The sequence below is a fragment of the Glaciimonas sp. CA11.2 genome (genome assembly GCF_034314045.1).
Taxonomy (GTDB): domain Bacteria; phylum Pseudomonadota; class Gammaproteobacteria; order Burkholderiales; family Burkholderiaceae_D; genus Glaciimonas.
The window spans coordinates 3,046,279-3,063,699 of the sequence record NZ_JAVIWL010000001.1 but is presented as its reverse complement, the minus strand read 5'-3'; the positions used below and the strand labels follow the sequence as shown (position 1 = coordinate 3,063,699).

Sequence of the window (17,421 nt, the reverse complement as noted above, 5' to 3'; positions counted from 1 at the left end):
CACATTTTACCGCGTTGCACCGGCAGAGGGAACATCTGCGCCGATTGCGCCCTTGATCACTTGCTGTGCTAGTCCGGGCAACGCAAAGGGTTTATTTAACGGTGACGTTAATTGTTTTGCTTAATTCGGGACCATACGACTGATGTAAGCCGTTACCGAGTTGCATCGTCAAACTGTACTTGCCCGGTGGCAGAGTAACCATCGTCTCAGTCTGGCCCTTGCCAAAATGCAGATGCTGCGCATCAGCAGGAATTACCTCTCCCGCCTTAATTGGCCCTTGGTTGATCAATAGATGATGATGCCCTGTACTTGGCGTCATATCACCCGCTGGTTTAATCTCCATTCCCGTGACACTAAACTTGACAGGGAAGGGGCTGGTGAGCACTGCACCATCGGCGGGTGACACAAAATTAACAGACGCAGCGTGTGCCATTTGCGGCATAAAACCTGCGGCCAACATCGAAACGCTAAAAAGTACGGTAAATAATCGTGATTTCATCGTATGACCCTTTTTCAATGAGAACGAACGGCTCGTTAAGCGAGCCAGCCAATTGGAACCAGCCAAAGGATCATAGCATCTGAGCGTGTCAGCCAGTCCAATTGACCTGACACGCTCTGCGTTACCATACTGCGATCAATCGTTCTTGATCACAATTGTCGGAAACTTGCTCGACATATCTTTAGCCTTCTCCGCCACCTTGATTGCCACCTTCCGCGCAATCTCTTTGTAGATATGCGCTATCGGCCCATCGGGCTCTGCAATCACTGTCGGCTTGCCAGAGTCCGTCTGCTCACGAATCGACATCGTCAGCGGCAGCGCACCCAGAAAATCAACACCGTATTCGCTGCACATTTTTTCGCCACCTCCAGCCCCAAAGATGGCTTCAGCATGACCGCAATTTGAGCAGATATGCGTACTCATATTCTCTACAATACCGAGAATTGGAACGCCGACTTTTTCAAACATTTTCAAGCCCTTGCGCGCATCCAGCAACGCAATGTCTTGCGGAGTTGTAACGATGACTGCGCCGGTGACCGGAACTTTTTGTGACAACGTTAATTGAATATCACCAGTTCCCGGCGGCATATCAACAATCAGATAATCCAGATCGCGCCAGTTGGTTTGGTCCAGCAACTGTTGTAGCGCTTGGGTGACGATCGGACCACGCCACACCATCGGCTCATCCTGATCCACCATAAAACCGATGCTGGAAACCTGTAAGCCGTGATTCTCCATCGGCTCCATCGTTTTGCCGTCCTTGGTTTCAGGGCGACCACTGATACCCATCATCATCGGCAGCGACGGACCATAAATATCCGCATCCAAAATACCGACTTGTGCACCCTCCGCGGCCAAGGCCAACGCGAGGTTTACCGCTGTTGTTGATTTGCCGACGCCGCCTTTGCCCGAAGCGACGGCGATGATGTTCTTGACGTTAGACATCAACTTGATACCACGCTGCACCGAATGCGCTTGAATTTTTGAGTAGACATTCGCACTGACATTGCCCGCGATACCGCTAAGCGCAGCAATTGCGGCACTACGAATCAAACTAAATTGACTTTTCGCTGGATAACCCAGTTCGACATCAAACGCAACATTCGCGCCGTCTAACTGAATATTTTTTATACATTTGCTGGAAATCAAATCCTTGCCGGTGTTAGGGTCAATAACATTGGACAATGCGGTCTTAACCGCTTCAATCGTGACGCTCATTATTTCTCCTCTATATGATTGCGCCAAGTCTAAACTAAATCGTCTGATCGGCGCAGATCAGATGCCAAAATCGGACAGAAAACTCGGTCACACTAAAGTTTTCCAAATAACAACAATGGCACACCGGAAGGTGTAACGATGCCCTACTTTGCACGAGATAGGCGCTGGCACTGCTAAAATCACTGTTTTACTTAAACCAGCATCGCTAAATGAGCACCAATTTGAGCACTTCACCTTTGCAACCTCCGCGCAAGCTATTCGTTACGACCGCCCTGCCCTACGCCAACGGCGCATTCCACATCGGCCACATCATGGAATACATCCAGGCCGATATCTGGGTACGGTTCCAACGAATGCTGGGCAATGAGGTACATTTTGTCGGTGCCGACGATGCCCATGGCGCACCAATCATGATCGCCGCTGAAAAAGCCGGGATCACGCCGCAACAATTTGTCGCCAATATTGCGGCCGGTCGCAAAGAGTATCTGGACGGGTTCCATATCGCGTTTGACAATTGGCATTCGACTGACGGCCCTGAAAATCACGCCTTGTCGCAAGAAATCTATCGCAGCCTGCGCGACGATGCCGAACTGGTCACAACCAAGACCATCGAACAATTTTTCGATCCGGTCAAAAATATGTTCTTGCCGGACCGCTACATTAAGGGCGAGTGTCCAAAATGCGGCACCAAAGACCAATACGGCGACTCTTGCGAAAATTGCAGCGCCGTGTATGCGCCCACCGATCTAAAGAATCCGTACTCCACATTGTCGGGCGCCACCCCGATCATGAAATCGTCAGAACATTTCTTCTTCAAACTGTCAGATCAACGTTGCGTAGACTTCTTGCGCCAATGGGCGCTCGAAGACAATCGTCTGCAACCTGAAGTCGCCAACAAGGCCAAAGAATGGTTAGAGGGCGACGGTGGTCTGGGTGACTGGGACATCAGCCGCGATGCGCCGTACTTTGGTATTGAAATTCCTGATGCACCGGGCAAGTATTTTTATGTCTGGCTGGACGCGCCAATTGGCTATCTGGCATCACTCAAAAATTATTTCGACAAAACCGGTCGTGACTTTGATGCCTTCATGGCTGATCCTAGCACTGAGCAATACCACTTTATTGGTAAAGACATTACATATTTCCACACGTTGTTCTGGCCAGCAATGCTCAAGTTTGCCGGGCGCAAAGTGCCGAATAACATCTTCGTGCACGGTTTTATCACTGTTAGCGGTGAAAAGATGTCGAAGTCCCGTGGCACGGGTATCTCGCCATTGCGCTATCTCGACATCGGCATGAACCCAGAGTGGTTGCGTTATTACATCGCTGCCAAATTGAGCGCCAAAGTCGAAGACGTTGATTTTAATCCAGATGATTTTGTTGCCCGGGTGAACTCTGATTTGATTGGCAAATACATCAATATCGCCAGTCGTGCAGCTGGTTTCATTGCCAAAAAATTCGATGGTAAGGTCAGCACGCTTTGGGCCACCGATGGCGATCCGTTTCTGGCAAATCTCCGCGCCGTTTCCGCCGATATCAAAAACCTGTATGAAGGACGCGAATACGGCAAAGCACTCCGCGCCATCATGGATCAGGCCGATATCATCAACGCCTACGTCGACGTTAATAAGCCTTGGGAACTAGCCAAAGACCCGAGCAAGTCAGCCGCCTTGCATGAAGTCTGCAGCCGCCTTCTCGAAGCGTTCCGAATATTGACGATCTATTTAAAGCCCGTCTTGCCGGTACTAGCGAAGCAAGTCGAAGCCTTCTTGCAGATCGCGCCGTTGCAGTGGGGTGATATTAATTTGCCGATTGGTAATGGTCACCAAATCAATACCTACACGCATTTGATGACTCGGGTTGAGCCTAAAATGCTGGAAGCTTTGTTCGAACCGCCAGAAGGCAAAGTGGATGGACTCGCCATTGAAGCGGCGCCAGTTACTGGCGCGGAAGATAACGTGGCTATCGAAGAACTGGCACCGGAAATCAAAATTGATGACTTCACTAAAATCGATTTACGAATTGCTAAAATAGTTAACTGTGAGCACGTTGAAGGATCCGACAAACTGTTGCGACTAACACTTGACGTCGGTGAAGGTCGCTTACGGAATGTATTCTCTGGCATCAAGTCCGTTTATAAGCCAGAGGAATTGGTTGGCAAGATGACCGTCATGGTTGCCAATCTTGCACCGCGCAAAATGAAATTCGGCATATCCGAAGGCATGGTATTAGCGGCTTCAGCGGCGGATGAAAAAGCCAATCCAGGTATTTATATTCTCACTCCGTGGCCAGGCGCTGCGCCGGGGATGCGGATTCGCTAATAACCTATAAATAGCAGTAAATGTGACGGCCAGCCTATTCGTAAAGAGTCGCTGGTCGACATTGGTTTTTTTGATTCTACTTCCGTAACAAATAATAGAACAATAGAAAAGTTATTCATAAAGCAACTATCGATTCATCACTACAAGAAATGACATAAAATAGCGCTTAACTTTTATGTGCTTCTAAATAAGTAAAACAGGTAAATATAATGAAATTTTCCAAGCAATTTTCTGGATACCAGTCCGAAATCACCCAGTTCATCAGCGAACTGAAGGTAAAGAACCCTGCATTGGAACAAGAACAACTGGCCGGTCGGGCACTTTTATGGGACAAAACACCTATCGATCTTGATAGTCAACTGCGCTCAAATGACTCCCGCGTTCCACAACAGCCCTACGTTTATCAAAACGAACACTAATATTGCGACGGCTTTCTCCCGCAAACATAAGACGATTAACAGAGGTGTCAAAAGATCACTATGACGCAGAATTCGTCAGACGCCGCTGAAATCACCGTTGAGGGACAGCCAGACTCGACACCGAACGTAGTCGACGGTGTCGCGTTTGCACGTCTGTATGGCGAACCGCTATTTCGCATGCCGAGCGATTTATACATTCCACCGGATGCGCTGGAAGTCTTTCTCGAAGCATTCGAAGGGCCGCTTGATCTGTTGCTCTACTTAATCCGCAAGCAAAACTTCAATATTCTTGATATTCCGATGGCGCAAGTTACATTGCAATATCTGGAATACGTTGATCAGATTCGCATTACTAACCTTGAACTGGCCGCTGAATATCTGCTCATGGCGGCGATGCTGATTGAAATTAAATCGCGGATGTTGTTGCCTTCCAGAAAAACCGACAGCGAAGAGGCAGAAGATCCTCGGGCAGAGTTAGTGCGTCGCTTGCTGGAATACGAGCAAATGAAATTAGCGGCACGTGAAATCAACGAGCTGCCGCAATTGGGGCGTGATTTTGTCCGCACCCAAATTTATATTGAACAAAGCATCGTCACACGCTGGCCAGAAGTCGCTGTCATCGATCTGCAATCCGCCTGGGCCGATGTCATCAAACGCGCCAAACTTACACAACATCACATCATTAGTCGCGAAGAACTATCAGTCCGCGAACACATGACGGGTATTTTACGACGTTTGCAGTCCGCCAGATTCGTCGAATTTGCCGAGTTGTTCGATCCCGCACGCGGCGTCCCCGTACTAGTCGTGAATTTCATCGCCCTGCTGGAACTTGCCAAAGAAACATTGATCGAAATCACGCAAGCCGAACCCTTTGCACCGATCTACGTGCGTCTGGCTTATTCCCCGTCCTGATGATGACTCTTTTACTTCGGCCGATTCTTAAAGCGTGATTCCGCAGCGCGATCGGCGACGAAAAACTCCCAAATAAATTAACCAAACATTTTTTATACCGCTGCAGTCCGTTGCTGTATTCGACTTTTATCACCTGATCAATTTCATGAAAATTATTTCCTCTATCGAAGAATTGCGTGACCACATGCGCGGCCAGCTACGTACAGCCTTCGTGCCAACTATGGGCAACTTGCATGATGGCCATCTATCACTGATGCGGCTGGCCAAACGTCACGGCGATCCTATTGTGGCGTCGATTTTTGTCAACCGTCTGCAATTTGGGCCCAATGAAGACTTCGATAAATATCCGCGTACTTTTGCCGCAGACGTGGCAAAACTGGAGAAGGAAGGCGTATACGTCCTGTTTGCACCAACGGAAAAAGATCTTTATCCAGAACCACAGGAATTTCGCATTAGTCCACCGGACGATCTCGGCAATACACTAGAGGGCGAATTCCGTCCCGGCTTTTTTGCCGGCGTCACCACCGTAGTAATGAAGCTATTTTCATGCGTTCAACCGCGCGTGGCGGTCTTCGGCAAGAAAGATTATCAGCAATTAATGATCATTCGGAACATGGCAAAACAGTTTGCGCTACCTACCGACATCATCGCTGCAGAAACCTTTCGGGCTGACGATGGCTTGGCGCTCTCTTCCCGCAATATGTATTTATCTGCGGAGGACCGTGCTGAAGCGCCGAATTTGTTCAAGATGCTGACGCAAGTGGCGGAAGGTGTCCGTAGCGGTCAGAAAACGATCGACGCGCTGGAACAAGATGCAATCGCTCAACTCCGTGAAGCTGGCTGGCAGCCCGATTACATTTCAGTTCGTAAGCGGAGCAACCTGCAACCAGCATCGGCCAGCGAAGTAGCAAAGGGCGAACCACTGGTTGTTTTGGCCGCAGCAAAAATAGGCATCACGCGGCTGATCGACAATCTGGAAATTTAATTGGCGTGAGGGATAGACCAATCCGGTGCCATAGTTCTGACATTGCACCGGTTTTACAAAGAAAACATCAGGCAACGTCCACTAAGTAAATAATCCTGCATTTAATGTTGTGCTACATTGCTCGATCATTAAGTTAATATTTTAATAAAAATTGGATCATCGGCTCCACAACACATCCCTCATCCTCCGTAAGCATAAGTGAATTTATTTCCCACAATACGCCCCATCACTCGGGAGCGCTGATCAAGACCAACGTGATCGATAGGGCTCATGTTGATCACACCTTGCGGAACGGTCAGATTGTGCGTTTGCTCCAACGCATCACGGAGCGCAGCTCGAAATTGTTTAGTACCGGGTTTGGCTTTGGTCAATGCTTGCGGTATCGCGTTCGCAATTAACATATACGCGCCCCAAGCATCGGCGGCAAACTGGGTCATGGTATCTGGACCATACGCCGCTTCATAGCGAGTCGTAAAGTCTAATGCTGTCTTCTTGACGGGATTGCTATTCGGCAATTGTCTGGCGACCACTGCGGGTCCGGTTGGGAAAAAAGTCCCCTCAACATCCTTGCCACCGACTCTTAGAAAATCAAGCGTAGCAATACCGTGAGTCTGATAGATGCGTCCTTTATAGCCACGATCGACCAACGTTCTTTGTGGCAACACTGCAGGCGTGGCCGCTGCCGCAATCAACACTGCATCAGGCTGGGCCGACATAATTTTAAGTGTCTGTCCAACGACACTCGTATCAGTCCGATTGTAACGCTCACTGGCAACAATCTTTATCTTCCGCAGCTCTGCCAGCCTTGAAAATTCACGCCACCAACTATCGCCGTAAGCATCCGCAAATCCGATAAAAGCGACTGTCTTAATGTGATTGTCGGCCATGTGCTGTGTCAGTATCGTCGCCATATGCGAGTCATTTTGTGGCATTTTGAACGCCCACGCCCGCTTGGCATCCAGAGGCGAAACTATTGACGCGGACGCCGCCAATGCAATCATCGGCGTTTCGCCCTCAGCGATGACATCCAGCAAAGCTAACGCATTCGGCGTGGTATTCGGGCCAACGATCAAATCAACTTTATCTTCGCTAATGAGTTTATGCGCATTACGTACCGCGTTACTCGGATCGGAACCATCATCGAGAATAATGTACTCGACGCGTTGCCCGCCAATCTGCTTTGGCCACAATAGGACGGTGTTTTTAGTGGGCGCACCTATCGCAGCCGCTGGGCCCGTTAAGGCGAGATCGACGCCGATTTTTATCTGCGCGAAGGCAATCTGAGTGAATAAAGAAAAACACAGAAAAACAATACCGGTGCAACCATGTTGCAACCCAAGTGTGTCGATTTTTTTCATATAGCCATTAACCAAAAGAAAACGAAAGGAAACCATCCAAAACCCGTACAAAGCCCATATCAATCGACCACAGTGCAGTTTGCCTGAAGTTTCCATATTGCTCAGCTTATTGCGTGATGCAATCTACTTGACATATGACGATCCCAATATAATTAATTGTTAAATAATAATTTTAGATTGGAAGTGCACTGAAATTCGCCATAATATTTTTATAAGAAATAGTTGAAAGAGCCATCATAGGAACCAGAACCAAGTCAAACGGTAACGCAAAAACACAACGACGACGTTAAACGGCATAACGCATGCGTTGCGTTGCCGTCGCTGCGGTAAGATCACTTCTTTATGTTTTTTTTTACGTCATTATGCCTACTATGAGCTCCACTCGACTTGGCGCGCTGGCGCTGTCCTCTGCGCAGTTGCTGCTCATCATTTGCTTGTTATTGCATATCGTCCCAGCCTGGTCGGCTTCAGATAGCAAGGTAGTACCTGCCACTTCGACGACGACAACAACCACAACAACGACCACGCCAGCATCGAATGCAGCGGCTGCCACATCATCGTCCACACTCAATGCATTAGCTAAAACATTACAAGCAAATCCCGCTGCTACTGCTTTAGTGGCTGCACTTCAGCAAGCGGAACAGCAAACCAAAGCACCGATACCGGCTGAAAAGGGATTGATCGGATTAATTTCTGACAGCCTTGATGCCGTCCAGACAAACTACGGCAATGTTGCCGCACCACAAAAATATTGGAAGCTGCAGTTTGCCCGCGCGGCCGATGAACTCTCGACCCTCTTTTCACGACAAAAGGGCGAAACACCGCTTTACGTATTGGTGCATTTCGTCGAAATGCTGGCTTTGTTTGGTTTTGTTGTTTTCACTCTTCAGTACTTAGGCAAGCGCGTGCGTGAGCACTTCGACATGCAGGAAACACTCTCCACCGATCCTGGAATCAAAGAATTACTGATCTATATCTTGCGTCATATCATGCCGTTGGTACTGGCTCTTCTGGTAGAGATCGCTGTCGTCTTGAGCTTACCGGCGGCGCTTGGTCGCGCACTTGCCACACTTTTGCTGTACACCATGATTGGCGCAAGCGTATTCAGAGCAGTGTGCGCGATCATTTTTTCACTTTCCTACAGCGGTCATCGCAATGTCGCCATCCACATTTTGTATCGACGCGCCTGGAGATTGTTGTACTTCATTGGCTTCGCTGGCTGGTTTGGCGACGCGATCAACAATCCCAAACTGTACTCAATTATCGGTGGTGCACTATCCAGTTTGGTAGCGACGTCAGCCAACCTGATTGCTGCTATTTTATGTGTGGTTTTTGCGCTGCGCTTTCGACGCCCGATCGCCCACTTGATCCGTAACCGATCCTCAGAAGTGCGTAGCACCCACCGCGCACGTATGGAAACACTGGAAATTGTGGCGTCCTTGTGGCACTACCCAATCTTGCTTTTAGCAGGCGGCGTGAGTCTCGCTACAGTATTCGGTCCCGCCAGCAGCGGCGCGGCGCTAGACCACGCGCTCAGCAGTGCCGCGTTATTGGTTGGTATGTTTTTTATCGGCACTCTGCTAAAGCGAATTGGCCGCGGAAAAAAACGGACATCACTGCGTCGACAATCCCCTTACATTCTGCGTTTAAAAGCAGCCATTTTCAGTTTGCTGCAAATTGTAATGTGGATTGGTTTTATAGAATTACTCACCAGAATTTGGGATCGTTCGTTGCTAGACTATGCCAACACGACCCAAATTGGCCATTTGATTCTCGCCGCAGTGGGCAAGATCGGGCTAACGTTAGCCATGGCATGGCTTGCGTGGATATTATTGGACACGGCAATTCAGGAAGCAATTACACCAAGCCGCAGCGGGCGCTACGGCCGCAACCCAAGTATACGTATGCGCACCATCTTGCCGCTCCTACGCAATGCTTCGCTGCTGATCATCTTGACCGCGACGGTCATCACCACACTGGCAAATCTGGGCCTGAATGTCACCCCGCTTTTGGCGTCGGCAGGCGTGGTCGGCCTTGCCATCGGATTTGGCTCCCAATCACTGGTAAAAGATGTCATTACCGGGATTTTTATTCTGATCGAAGACTCGATGTCGGTCGGTGATTGGGTTGACGTAGGAAACGGCCATATCGGAACGGTGGAGCATTTATCCATTCGCACCGTACGTTTACGCGACGGCAGCGGATCGGTGCATAGCGTGCCATTTTCACAAATTCTTGCCGTAAAAAACGATTCGAGAGAATACGCTTATGCAGCGCTAAAATTACACGTAACCCTGGAGTCAAGCATCGTAGATGCGCTTAACCTGATGCAGGAAACCGGCAACGAGATGATGAACGACCTGCATTTGCGCCGTTTGCTACTGGCGCCCATCGACATCTATGGCCTGAACGGTTTTGACCTGCATGGTGCCATTTTGACGGGTGCCTTCCGCACCAGACCTCAAGCGCAATGGGAGGTTGGTCGCGCTTTTAACCTGCGCATCAAAGCAAAAATTGACGCGACAACCACAGTCACACTTGCCAATGAATGGGCAAATTTTCCAGCCCCCGCAGCTCCGCCCGAAAATCAAGAAGCGTTAATTCAACCTATTGCTTGATAAGAGTAGTTGCCGACGATCTAAAAAAGTTTATTTCAACCGGCAATTCAACAACCAATAATGCTCTAACCTCAAAATACGCAAATCCCGCGTATCAGACGCCAACCGCTTGCGCAAATTACTGTCACTAGGAAAATTCTTCAAAATCTCATAGCGGTCGCCATGCGGTGCGCCCGGCAAGCGGCGATGCTGAAAAGTATTTCCCAGCAAGTCGGTACGCGCAATCGTCGTACTACTACCTTCCACATAGCTATTGTCCAACATCACCATCAACGTGTTCGATCCAATCTTTTCGCGCAAATGCAGCAAAAACCTGTTTTGATCTTCACGCGCAATATGCGACCACAGAAACCCAAAAAACACCGCCGTGTACGTGCGATCCAGCTGAAGGTCAAAGGCATCGGCTATCGCAAAGCGAACCTTATCTGCGGGAAACTCTTTGGCCTGCGCCAGCTTCATGACTTCCGGATTGATATCGGTAGCAGTAACCGATTTTGCCGAAGCAGCAAGCTCTTTAGTCCAAAAGCCGGTTCCGCAGCCTAATTCCAATACATCGTGACCTTCCAGCAATTCTTGCACGCGCACTTGCAGCGTTAACAGTTCATCCTCGCGCTCTGGACGGGTATAAATTTCTTCGTAAGTTTCGGCACGTTTGGCGTAATACTCCGCCATATCTTTTTTAAGCATTTTCTGACTTTCTTAAATCCGGTGAAACAATCTGCGACGCACATGACAGCCGGTATCGCTCTGACAGTGCATCATAAAGTGGAGGCGCAAAAAACCGTGATATCCGGCTGGCGATCAGTGCCGTTGCCATCAATGAAATCACTAAAGCGTGGCCGTTAATCATTTCCATCACGATCACGAAAGCAGTAATCGGCGACTGCGTCACTGCCGCCAGATATCCCACCATCGCCAAAGCGATCAACATCTGCAACGACGTATTATCGAATAACAGATGCAATAAATTACCGAAACCGGCACCGATAGACAACGATGGCGCAAAAATGCCGCCCGGGATGCCTGGTAAATAAGAACCAACCATCGATGCCATCTTCAAAAAGGGATATAACACGGGTAAATGACCGCCGGCCAGCAAACTTTGCGCTTCCACATAACCGCTTCCAAAGGTTGCGGCAGCGGCAACGACACCAATGAGCGCTACTATCAATCCGCATAAAGCGCCGAAAACAACGGGGCGATCACGACGTAAAACTTGCACTTTTTTCGGTATCCAACGCTCAGTGTTGAGTAACAACCAACAAAAAATACCACCAGCAATACCCGTCACAATGCCTGTTACAACGACCGCCAACGCAAGCATATTAGTCAGACCGCCAGCAATCTGGATCGTACCGAAATAATTGTAGTTCCCATTTAAACCGAGTGCCACGACACCGGCAAAAATAATCACAGTAATCACCACGCCACTGGCGCGATGCTCAAAACTGCGCGTCAATTCTTCAATCGCAAACACGATTCCTGCCAAGGGCGTGTTAAATGCAGCAGACAGACCGGCAGCCGCACCCGCCAATATCAGACGTCGCTCAAGCGCGGCACTGGCGCGTGGATAAAGGCGTCGCAAATTGAACATGAGCGCCGCACCAACTTGCACCGTCGGGCCTTCCCGACCAATAGTAAAACCGCCCAGGATCGCTAAAAATGAAATACCGATTTTGCCAAACAACAGTTTGATCGACAGTAACGACAGTCCACGCTGCGTGGTGTCTTCTTCCAACGTCGCGATTACCTGGGGAATCCCGCTTCCCTCCGCGCCGGGAAAAAACCGCCGTGTCAGCCACACACAAAGTGCACCGGCCAATGGCGTAATAATGATCGGGAGCAAAAAATGGGCTTGCTGGAGCGTGCGAAAAATGCCAAACCCGGCATCTATCAGGCGCGCATACAATACCGCGACCAACCCTACCAATACCGCTCCAAGCCATAAAATGCCGTATTTACGCCAAACTCGTCGTAAATGGCGCTGCGTTTGACCAGATATATTCGATGGAAGCAGGTTCATTTAATTGGGTGCAAAGGCGGCATTATAAATTAATGTAGTGCGGGTATCGTCATATGGACGTTATTCCATGCAGTTTGATCGATTAACGAGGCATTTTTTGTTACTTTGACATCAAAAATACTGGAGTGAATGGTTTTTAGCGGAAACTGGAGAACCGGCGTATCATGATGAATATACAAATAAATCCCGCTGTTGCCACTAACTAAGTGATTTACCTGCATTAACGTGGCTTTTTTCCGCAACGTGAATGCAGTGAATAACATTCAGTAGCCTCATCAAACTCTACTTCAATGGCCCTTCATTCTGCCGCCGCTCACTCAAGCGACCAAATACTTCCTTTTCGTGAATCACTGTTGGCGATGCTAGGTATTGCATTTGTCATCATGCTGGTCGGGTTAGACTCTACCATCGTCGGCACAGCCCTTCCGACTATCGTCGCTGAACTAAAAGGTTTTGATTTATACGCTTGGGTTGCGACCTCTTACTTGCTCACTTCTGTCATCACAGTTCCTATTTTCGGACGCCTGGGTGACTATTATGGACGCAAGCCTTTTGTGATTGTCTCCATCATATTATTCACGGGTGCCTCAATTTTATGTGGCCTCGCCGACAGTATGCTCTGGCTGGTAATCGGACGTGGCGTCCAGGGAATCGGCGGCGGCATGCTGGTTGGTACCGCTTTTGCCTGTATTCCCGACTTATTCCCCGGCGCTCACACCCGCTTGCGCTGGCAAGTCATGATGAGTACCGCGTTCGGTATTTCGACAGCGGTTGGACCATCATTAGGTGGTTTTTTGACCCAATACTGGGGCTGGCGCTGGGTATTCTTTGTGAATTTCCCGGTCGGATTACTGTCACTATTTTTCGTCTGGAAATACCTTCCGCACTTGCGGCATACTGATCCTGACGCCAAAATTCGACTTGACTGGCCCGGCGCACTTCTTATCACAGCCGCGCTAGGCTGCTTGCAACTATTTGTGGAAATGCTACCGAAGCACGGTCTGTCGCTCGGCATGTTGACGTTGTTAGTCGCAAGCATTGCGTCCTTTTACGCGCTATGGAAATGGGAGCATCATGCGCCGCAGCCTATACTGCCCTTTGATCTGCTATTCCACCCAAAACTTGCGACTTTATTTCTACTCTCACTGCTGAGCGGCTTTTCCATGTTTTCGTTAATGTTTTTTGCACCGCTGTTATACCAAGGCGGTTTCGGCCTGCCTCCGCAAGAGGCTGGTCTTCTGATCACTCCCTTGGTGGCCTTCATAATGGTTGGCAGTATTGCTAACGGCCGTATTATTACGCGGATCAAAAATCCGATCGTTATGCTGTATATCGGCTTTATCTTGTTAGCACTGTCCTGTTTCGGCGTCGTCATATCGAACCGCTGGACCTCACACAATGTTATCGCAAGCTTCATGCTGATGGGCGGTCTCGGTCTCGGCTTTATTTTGCCTAATCTGACTGTTTTTATTCAACAAGAGGCAGGCCGTGAGCATCTTGGAATCGCTACCGCGCTGATGCAATCGCTCCGTATGATCGGCAGCATGATCGGAACTGCGATTATTGGCACCTTGATTAATCACATGTACGCCAGCAGTGTTCAGCAAGCGTTAGAGAGTGATAATGCAGGGAAATGGCTTCCGAGTTTTGCCGATCCCCAAATTCTGATCAGCCATGAAACGCAAACATTGGTGTTAAAGCAATTGGCTGACGCAGGGCATAACGGACAACTTCTGTTAGAAGCCGCGCGCGATGGCCTGATTGGCTCCATTCACATGGGCGTCGGTCTCGCTGTGATTGTGACGGTCATCGGTGTCGGCCTCGTACGTCGGGTGCCAAAGGTATCGTTAAATGCACAGTCACCAGCGACTATTGTAAGTGAATAACAACTTGTCGCTACGCACTCACTTAACATGAATTACCAGGAGATGACTTCCAGAGTCGTCTCCTCCTTCGCTTCTGCACTGCACCTTCGTAATTCTTCGTTTTTTACGCAAAACTTCCTCCACCTCCCATCAAATCCGCGCCTAACATGCGCTTACAAATCACACACCTTGGTTGCACCTTCACAGGTTAACGAGTGGCATCCTGATTATCTGGAAATTTAATTAGGAAGGATGGAAAATGAAAAAGCTCATTCAACTCGTGGTACTAGGCACAATTCTCAGCTCAGTGTTATCTGGCTGCATCATCGTTCCTGCCCATCGCGGCTATTACGATCGCCCATATGCTGCGTACCGCTATTAATCCCCCTTATCTTTTACAGCGCGTCCAACCGATGCGCTGCTTTACCACCACCCCACTTCAACTAACCGGACAAACCCTATGAAACTTAGCCATAAACTCGTTCTCTCCATGATTGCCATGTCTGGGGTGATGGCGACCCTCGCCCATGCTGACGAGCCAGGGCGGCATGCTTCTTACATCCATGCACTGCAAGACCTCGATACCGCCAATTGGTTAATCGCCCATCGCGGCGGCGACAATTGGGTAATGGGTCACAACGAGCAAGTTGCCCTAACTGAAATCAACGCCGCCAAAAATCTGGTCGTTCAATCAGGGCGAGATGTTGGAAAAGATTTTCAGAGCGCGCAACGCCCCGACATCCATAGAGACCATAACGGTCGCCTGCATGATGCAGTTGAAGCCTTAAGCAAGGCGCGTCAGGACGTGACCCAAGAAGAGGACGATCCGCGCATTCGCGGTATGCAGCACGAAGCGGTAAGACATATTGACATTGCCTTGCATGCGACTAAAGATGCAATCAGGGATGCAGGCTATTGACTATTAATGCTGGATTAACGCCAGATACTCTTTAAAACGACAACCTTAGACGCAGCCGCAAACGCGGTTTGCCGTAATTTACATAGCTGGATTTTGTGCAGTGTCTCTTCGATAAGGCGTGTGCCGGGTATTTATCCTGCCGACCTTGGTCAGCGCACAACGCCATATCGAAGGAGGCCGTTTTAACAACTGCCTATCGAACTCGCCGCAAAGCAGACTCGCTCGGACTTTTTGTTCAATCCCAAACGGGCAAGGCTACAACTCGTACATGTCTTTTTCACCACTCATTACTTGCTCGATGAGTTTTCTGTTCATCGTCGGTGCCAGCAATTCAATGAACGTGTAGACGTAACTACGCAGGTAAGCACCTTGCTTGACGGCTGCACGCGATACATTCGTACCAAACAGATGACCAACTTTGATCGCGCGAAGGCCGGTATCTCGCTCCGAATCAAATGCCATTCCGGCAATAATTCCCACACCCATTCCCAGCTCAACATAAGTTTTAATGACATCGGCATCAATCGCCTCCAGCAAAACGTCTGGCTTAAGATTCCGTAGCGAAAACGCATGATCGATTTTGCTGCGACCTGCGAATGCGCTGTCATAGGTAATTAAAGGATAGGCGGCGATTTCTTCGAGCGTAAGCGACTTTGACTGCAACAAAGGATGATCGGGCGGCACCACAACCATATGTTCCCATTGATAACATGGCAAGGTAATTAATCCCTCCGCGTTAGCGATGGCCTCAGTTGCCAAGGCCAGATCAGCCTGATCATTGCGTACCATGTCGGCAACTTGCTTTGGATTTCCTTGCAACAAAGACAATCTCACCTTCGGAAATTTTAGCGTAAATGCTTGTACTACTTTAGGCAGCGAGTAACGCGCCTGGGTATGCGTGGTGGCAATCGTAAAACTGCCGCTATCATGGGCGGCATACTCTTGACCGATGCGTTTTAGCCCTTCGATCTCCTGCATGATGGCCTCGACCGACTTCAAGACCTGGCGCCCAGGCTCGGTCAGACCACGTATGCGCTTGCCGTGGCGGGTAAAAATATCGACGCCAAGCTCTTCCTCTAATTCAATGATTGCCTTCGACACGCCGGGCTGAGACGTATATAAAGCCTTCGCAGCTTCGGTCAGGTTAAAGTTTTGTCGGACCGCCTCGCGCACAAAGCGAAACTGATGGAGATTCATAGGCCTGCCCTTTTTTTTTCTAGCGCTGTGATTAAAACGTGATGTCGTATTGTCTATTAAGACTTTCGCAAAATTTCCCAGCAACAGGCTTGCCAACTCTCCCGATATAGACAGACGCCTATATAGTTAAGAGAATAACAAGCTGGCTACCTAGGCGACCTCGCATAAACCCACATCATTTTTCTATATACCAAATACGCATATAAGCAAATAAATACTCTGTAGTTGGTAATAAAGAAGAAGTTTATTACGATTCAGACTGTTTCGTACGAGGCTTTATGACTCTTTCTTATGTAGTAAGCGGCTTTGCCGTCGGATTATTGGTTGGATTGACCGGAGTCGGAGGTGGTTCTCTGATGACGCCACTCCTCACGCTGCTTTTCGGCATCCACCCAAGCGTGGCCGTGGGGACCGATCTGGCGTTCGCTTCTGCCACCAAGGTCGCTGGCACATTTGCCCATCGCTACAGTGGCAATGTCCGTTGGGATATTGTCCGCCATTTATGTTTAGGCGCACTGCCGGCGGCAGTTATTACTGCCCTCGCCTTAAAATATTTCGGCACGGTCAGCCCTGAAATGGGCCAAATTATTCGTTATTCAATTGCCGGATCGGTGTTTCTAACTGTCATCGCCTTGCTATTTAAAGGTAAACTGCAAAACTGGTTAAATGCGCATCCTGAAAAACAACTTCAGGGCGCAAAGTTGACGGCTGCCACGATTGTTGCGGGATTAGTACTTGGTACGTTAGTCACAATATCATCAATTGGCGCTGGTGCCGTTGGCGCTACCTTACTAGTTTTGTTGTATCCTCGCCTGACGCCCGCTGAAGTCGCCGGTACCGATATCGCCTACGCGGTGCCACTCACTGCGATTGCCGCGGCCGGACATTGGTGGTTAGGGTCGATTGACTGGGCATTATTAAGCGCCCTGTTACTCGGTTCTCTTCCAGGTATTACACTGGGGTCGTTGGCCGCACGCAAAGTACCAGAGAAAATTTTACGTGCTTTATTAGCAGTGACGCTTACTAGCGTAGCAATTAAATTGGTTTTTTAGAAACCGTTTTTTAGAAATCTTAAATACGAGACGTG

General features: G+C 49.1%; 15 protein-coding genes. 8 read left to right on the top strand and 7 right to left on the bottom strand.

Annotated elements, in window-relative coordinates; genetic code table 11:
• Nucleotides 1–91 precede the first annotated feature (91 nt).
• Nucleotides 92–460: a DUF4399 domain-containing protein gene (locus RGU75_RS13200; protein ID WP_322240508.1), complete on the bottom strand. Its 369-nt coding sequence runs from the start codon at nucleotides 458–460 to the stop codon at nucleotides 92–94.
• A 174-nt stretch (nucleotides 461–634) separates the two neighbouring features.
• Entirely contained in the window at nucleotides 635–1,717 is a 1,083-nt protein-coding gene (gene apbC, locus RGU75_RS13195; protein ID WP_322236621.1) for an iron-sulfur cluster carrier protein ApbC, read from the bottom strand.
• Between the two features lie 209 nt (nucleotides 1,718–1,926).
• Here apbC and metG point away from each other — a divergent pair, with 209 nt between their 5' ends.
• The 4 genes from metG to panC all read left to right on the top strand — a co-directional run bounded on the left by metG (nucleotide 1,927) and on the right by panC (nucleotide 6,354).
• Nucleotides 1,927–4,038 (top strand): methionine--tRNA ligase, encoded by a 2,112-nt coding sequence (gene metG / locus RGU75_RS13190; protein WP_322236619.1) that lies wholly within the window; start codon nucleotides 1,927–1,929, stop codon nucleotides 4,036–4,038.
• A 209-nt stretch (nucleotides 4,039–4,247) separates the two neighbouring features.
• On the top strand, nucleotides 4,248–4,457 hold the full coding sequence (locus tag RGU75_RS13185) for a DUF3460 family protein (RefSeq protein WP_322236618.1): 210 nt from the start codon (nucleotides 4,248–4,250) through the stop codon (nucleotides 4,455–4,457).
• 60 nt (nucleotides 4,458–4,517) lie between these two features.
• Entirely contained in the window at nucleotides 4,518–5,369 is an 852-nt protein-coding gene (locus RGU75_RS13180; protein ID WP_322236616.1) for a ScpA family protein, read from the top strand.
• 145 nt (nucleotides 5,370–5,514) lie between these two features.
• Nucleotides 5,515–6,354: a pantoate--beta-alanine ligase gene (gene panC / locus RGU75_RS13175; protein WP_322236614.1), complete on the top strand. Its 840-nt coding sequence runs from the start codon at nucleotides 5,515–5,517 to the stop codon at nucleotides 6,352–6,354.
• 179 nt (nucleotides 6,355–6,533) lie between these two features.
• Here panC and RGU75_RS13170 read toward each other — a convergent pair whose 3' ends face one another.
• A complete protein-coding gene (locus RGU75_RS13170) occupies nucleotides 6,534–7,712 on the bottom strand; it encodes an ABC transporter substrate-binding protein (protein WP_322236613.1) in 1,179 nt (392 codons plus the stop codon).
• 371 nt (nucleotides 7,713–8,083) lie between these two features.
• Here RGU75_RS13170 and RGU75_RS13165 point away from each other — a divergent pair, with 371 nt between their 5' ends.
• Nucleotides 8,084–10,330 carry a mechanosensitive ion channel family protein gene (locus tag RGU75_RS13165; RefSeq protein WP_322236611.1) on the top strand — a complete coding sequence of 749 codons (2,247 nt, stop codon included), beginning with the start codon at nucleotides 8,084–8,086 and terminating at the stop codon, nucleotides 10,328–10,330.
• 30 nt (nucleotides 10,331–10,360) lie between these two features.
• On the opposite strand, the gene RGU75_RS13160 is transcribed toward RGU75_RS13165, so the two are convergent.
• From RGU75_RS13160 to RGU75_RS13150, 3 genes are read right to left on the bottom strand one after another with little or no spacing between them, the layout of a single operon-like run.
• On the bottom strand, nucleotides 10,361–11,017 hold the full coding sequence (locus RGU75_RS13160; RefSeq protein ID WP_322236609.1) for a class I SAM-dependent methyltransferase: 657 nt from the start codon (nucleotides 11,015–11,017) through the stop codon (nucleotides 10,361–10,363).
• The gene (locus RGU75_RS13155; protein WP_322236607.1) at nucleotides 11,010–12,353 is read right to left on the bottom strand and encodes a chloride channel protein; all 1,344 of its coding nucleotides are present in this window, start codon (nucleotides 12,351–12,353) and stop codon (nucleotides 11,010–11,012) included. Before RGU75_RS13155 ends, RGU75_RS13160 begins: the two co-directional genes overlap by 8 nt.
• 29 nt (nucleotides 12,354–12,382) lie before the next feature.
• Nucleotides 12,383–12,616 (bottom strand): hypothetical protein, encoded by a 234-nt coding sequence (locus RGU75_RS13150; protein WP_322236605.1) that lies wholly within the window; start codon nucleotides 12,614–12,616, stop codon nucleotides 12,383–12,385.
• Between the two features lie 27 nt (nucleotides 12,617–12,643).
• Between RGU75_RS13150 and RGU75_RS13145 the strand changes: the two genes are divergently transcribed.
• Together RGU75_RS13145 and RGU75_RS13140 are read left to right on the top strand one after the other, a co-directional pair.
• Complete coding sequence (locus RGU75_RS13145) at nucleotides 12,644–14,239, top strand: MFS transporter (protein WP_322236603.1); 1,596 nt, start codon at nucleotides 12,644–12,646, stop codon at nucleotides 14,237–14,239.
• A 439-nt stretch (nucleotides 14,240–14,678) separates the two neighbouring features.
• Nucleotides 14,679–15,137 (top strand): hypothetical protein, encoded by a 459-nt coding sequence (locus RGU75_RS13140; protein WP_322236601.1) that lies wholly within the window; start codon nucleotides 14,679–14,681, stop codon nucleotides 15,135–15,137.
• Between the two features lie 255 nt (nucleotides 15,138–15,392).
• Here RGU75_RS13140 and RGU75_RS13135 read toward each other — a convergent pair whose 3' ends face one another.
• Entirely contained in the window at nucleotides 15,393–16,334 is a 942-nt protein-coding gene (locus RGU75_RS13135; RefSeq protein WP_322236599.1) for a CysB family HTH-type transcriptional regulator, read from the bottom strand.
• A 278-nt stretch (nucleotides 16,335–16,612) separates the two neighbouring features.
• On the opposite strand from RGU75_RS13135, the gene RGU75_RS13130 reads away from it, so the two are divergent.
• Complete coding sequence (locus tag RGU75_RS13130) at nucleotides 16,613–17,386, top strand: sulfite exporter TauE/SafE family protein (protein WP_322236597.1); 774 nt, start codon at nucleotides 16,613–16,615, stop codon at nucleotides 17,384–17,386.
• Nucleotides 17,387–17,421 lie beyond the last annotated feature (35 nt).

Excerpts from the sequence above, each read along its gene's own strand:
- RGU75_RS13200 (WP_322240508.1), bottom strand. The coding sequence starts at position 460 with ATGTTGGCCGCAGGTTTTATGCCGCAAATGGCACACGCTGCGTCTGTT.
- apbC (WP_322236621.1), bottom strand. The coding sequence starts at position 1,717 with ATGAGCGTCACGATTGAAGCGGTTAAGACCGCATTGTCCAATGTTATT.
- metG (WP_322236619.1), top strand. The coding sequence starts at position 1,927 with ATGAGCACCAATTTGAGCACTTCACCTTTGCAACCTCCGCGCAAGCTA.
- RGU75_RS13185 (WP_322236618.1), top strand. The coding sequence starts at position 4,248 with ATGAAATTTTCCAAGCAATTTTCTGGATACCAGTCCGAAATCACCCAG.
- RGU75_RS13180 (WP_322236616.1), top strand. The coding sequence starts at position 4,518 with ATGACGCAGAATTCGTCAGACGCCGCTGAAATCACCGTTGAGGGACAG.
- panC (WP_322236614.1), top strand. The coding sequence starts at position 5,515 with ATGAAAATTATTTCCTCTATCGAAGAATTGCGTGACCACATGCGCGGC.
- RGU75_RS13170 (WP_322236613.1), bottom strand. The coding sequence starts at position 7,712 with ATGAAAAAAATCGACACACTTGGGTTGCAACATGGTTGCACCGGTATT.
- RGU75_RS13165 (WP_322236611.1), top strand. The coding sequence starts at position 8,084 with ATGAGCTCCACTCGACTTGGCGCGCTGGCGCTGTCCTCTGCGCAGTTG.
- RGU75_RS13160 (WP_322236609.1), bottom strand. The coding sequence starts at position 11,017 with ATGCTTAAAAAAGATATGGCGGAGTATTACGCCAAACGTGCCGAAACT.
- RGU75_RS13155 (WP_322236607.1), bottom strand. The coding sequence starts at position 12,353 with ATGAACCTGCTTCCATCGAATATATCTGGTCAAACGCAGCGCCATTTA.
- RGU75_RS13150 (WP_322236605.1), bottom strand. The coding sequence starts at position 12,616 with ATGTTATTCACTGCATTCACGTTGCGGAAAAAAGCCACGTTAATGCAG.
- RGU75_RS13145 (WP_322236603.1), top strand. The coding sequence starts at position 12,644 with ATGGCCCTTCATTCTGCCGCCGCTCACTCAAGCGACCAAATACTTCCT.
- RGU75_RS13140 (WP_322236601.1), top strand. The coding sequence starts at position 14,679 with ATGAAACTTAGCCATAAACTCGTTCTCTCCATGATTGCCATGTCTGGG.
- RGU75_RS13135 (WP_322236599.1), bottom strand. The coding sequence starts at position 16,334 with ATGAATCTCCATCAGTTTCGCTTTGTGCGCGAGGCGGTCCGACAAAAC.
- RGU75_RS13130 (WP_322236597.1), top strand. The coding sequence starts at position 16,613 with ATGACTCTTTCTTATGTAGTAAGCGGCTTTGCCGTCGGATTATTGGTT.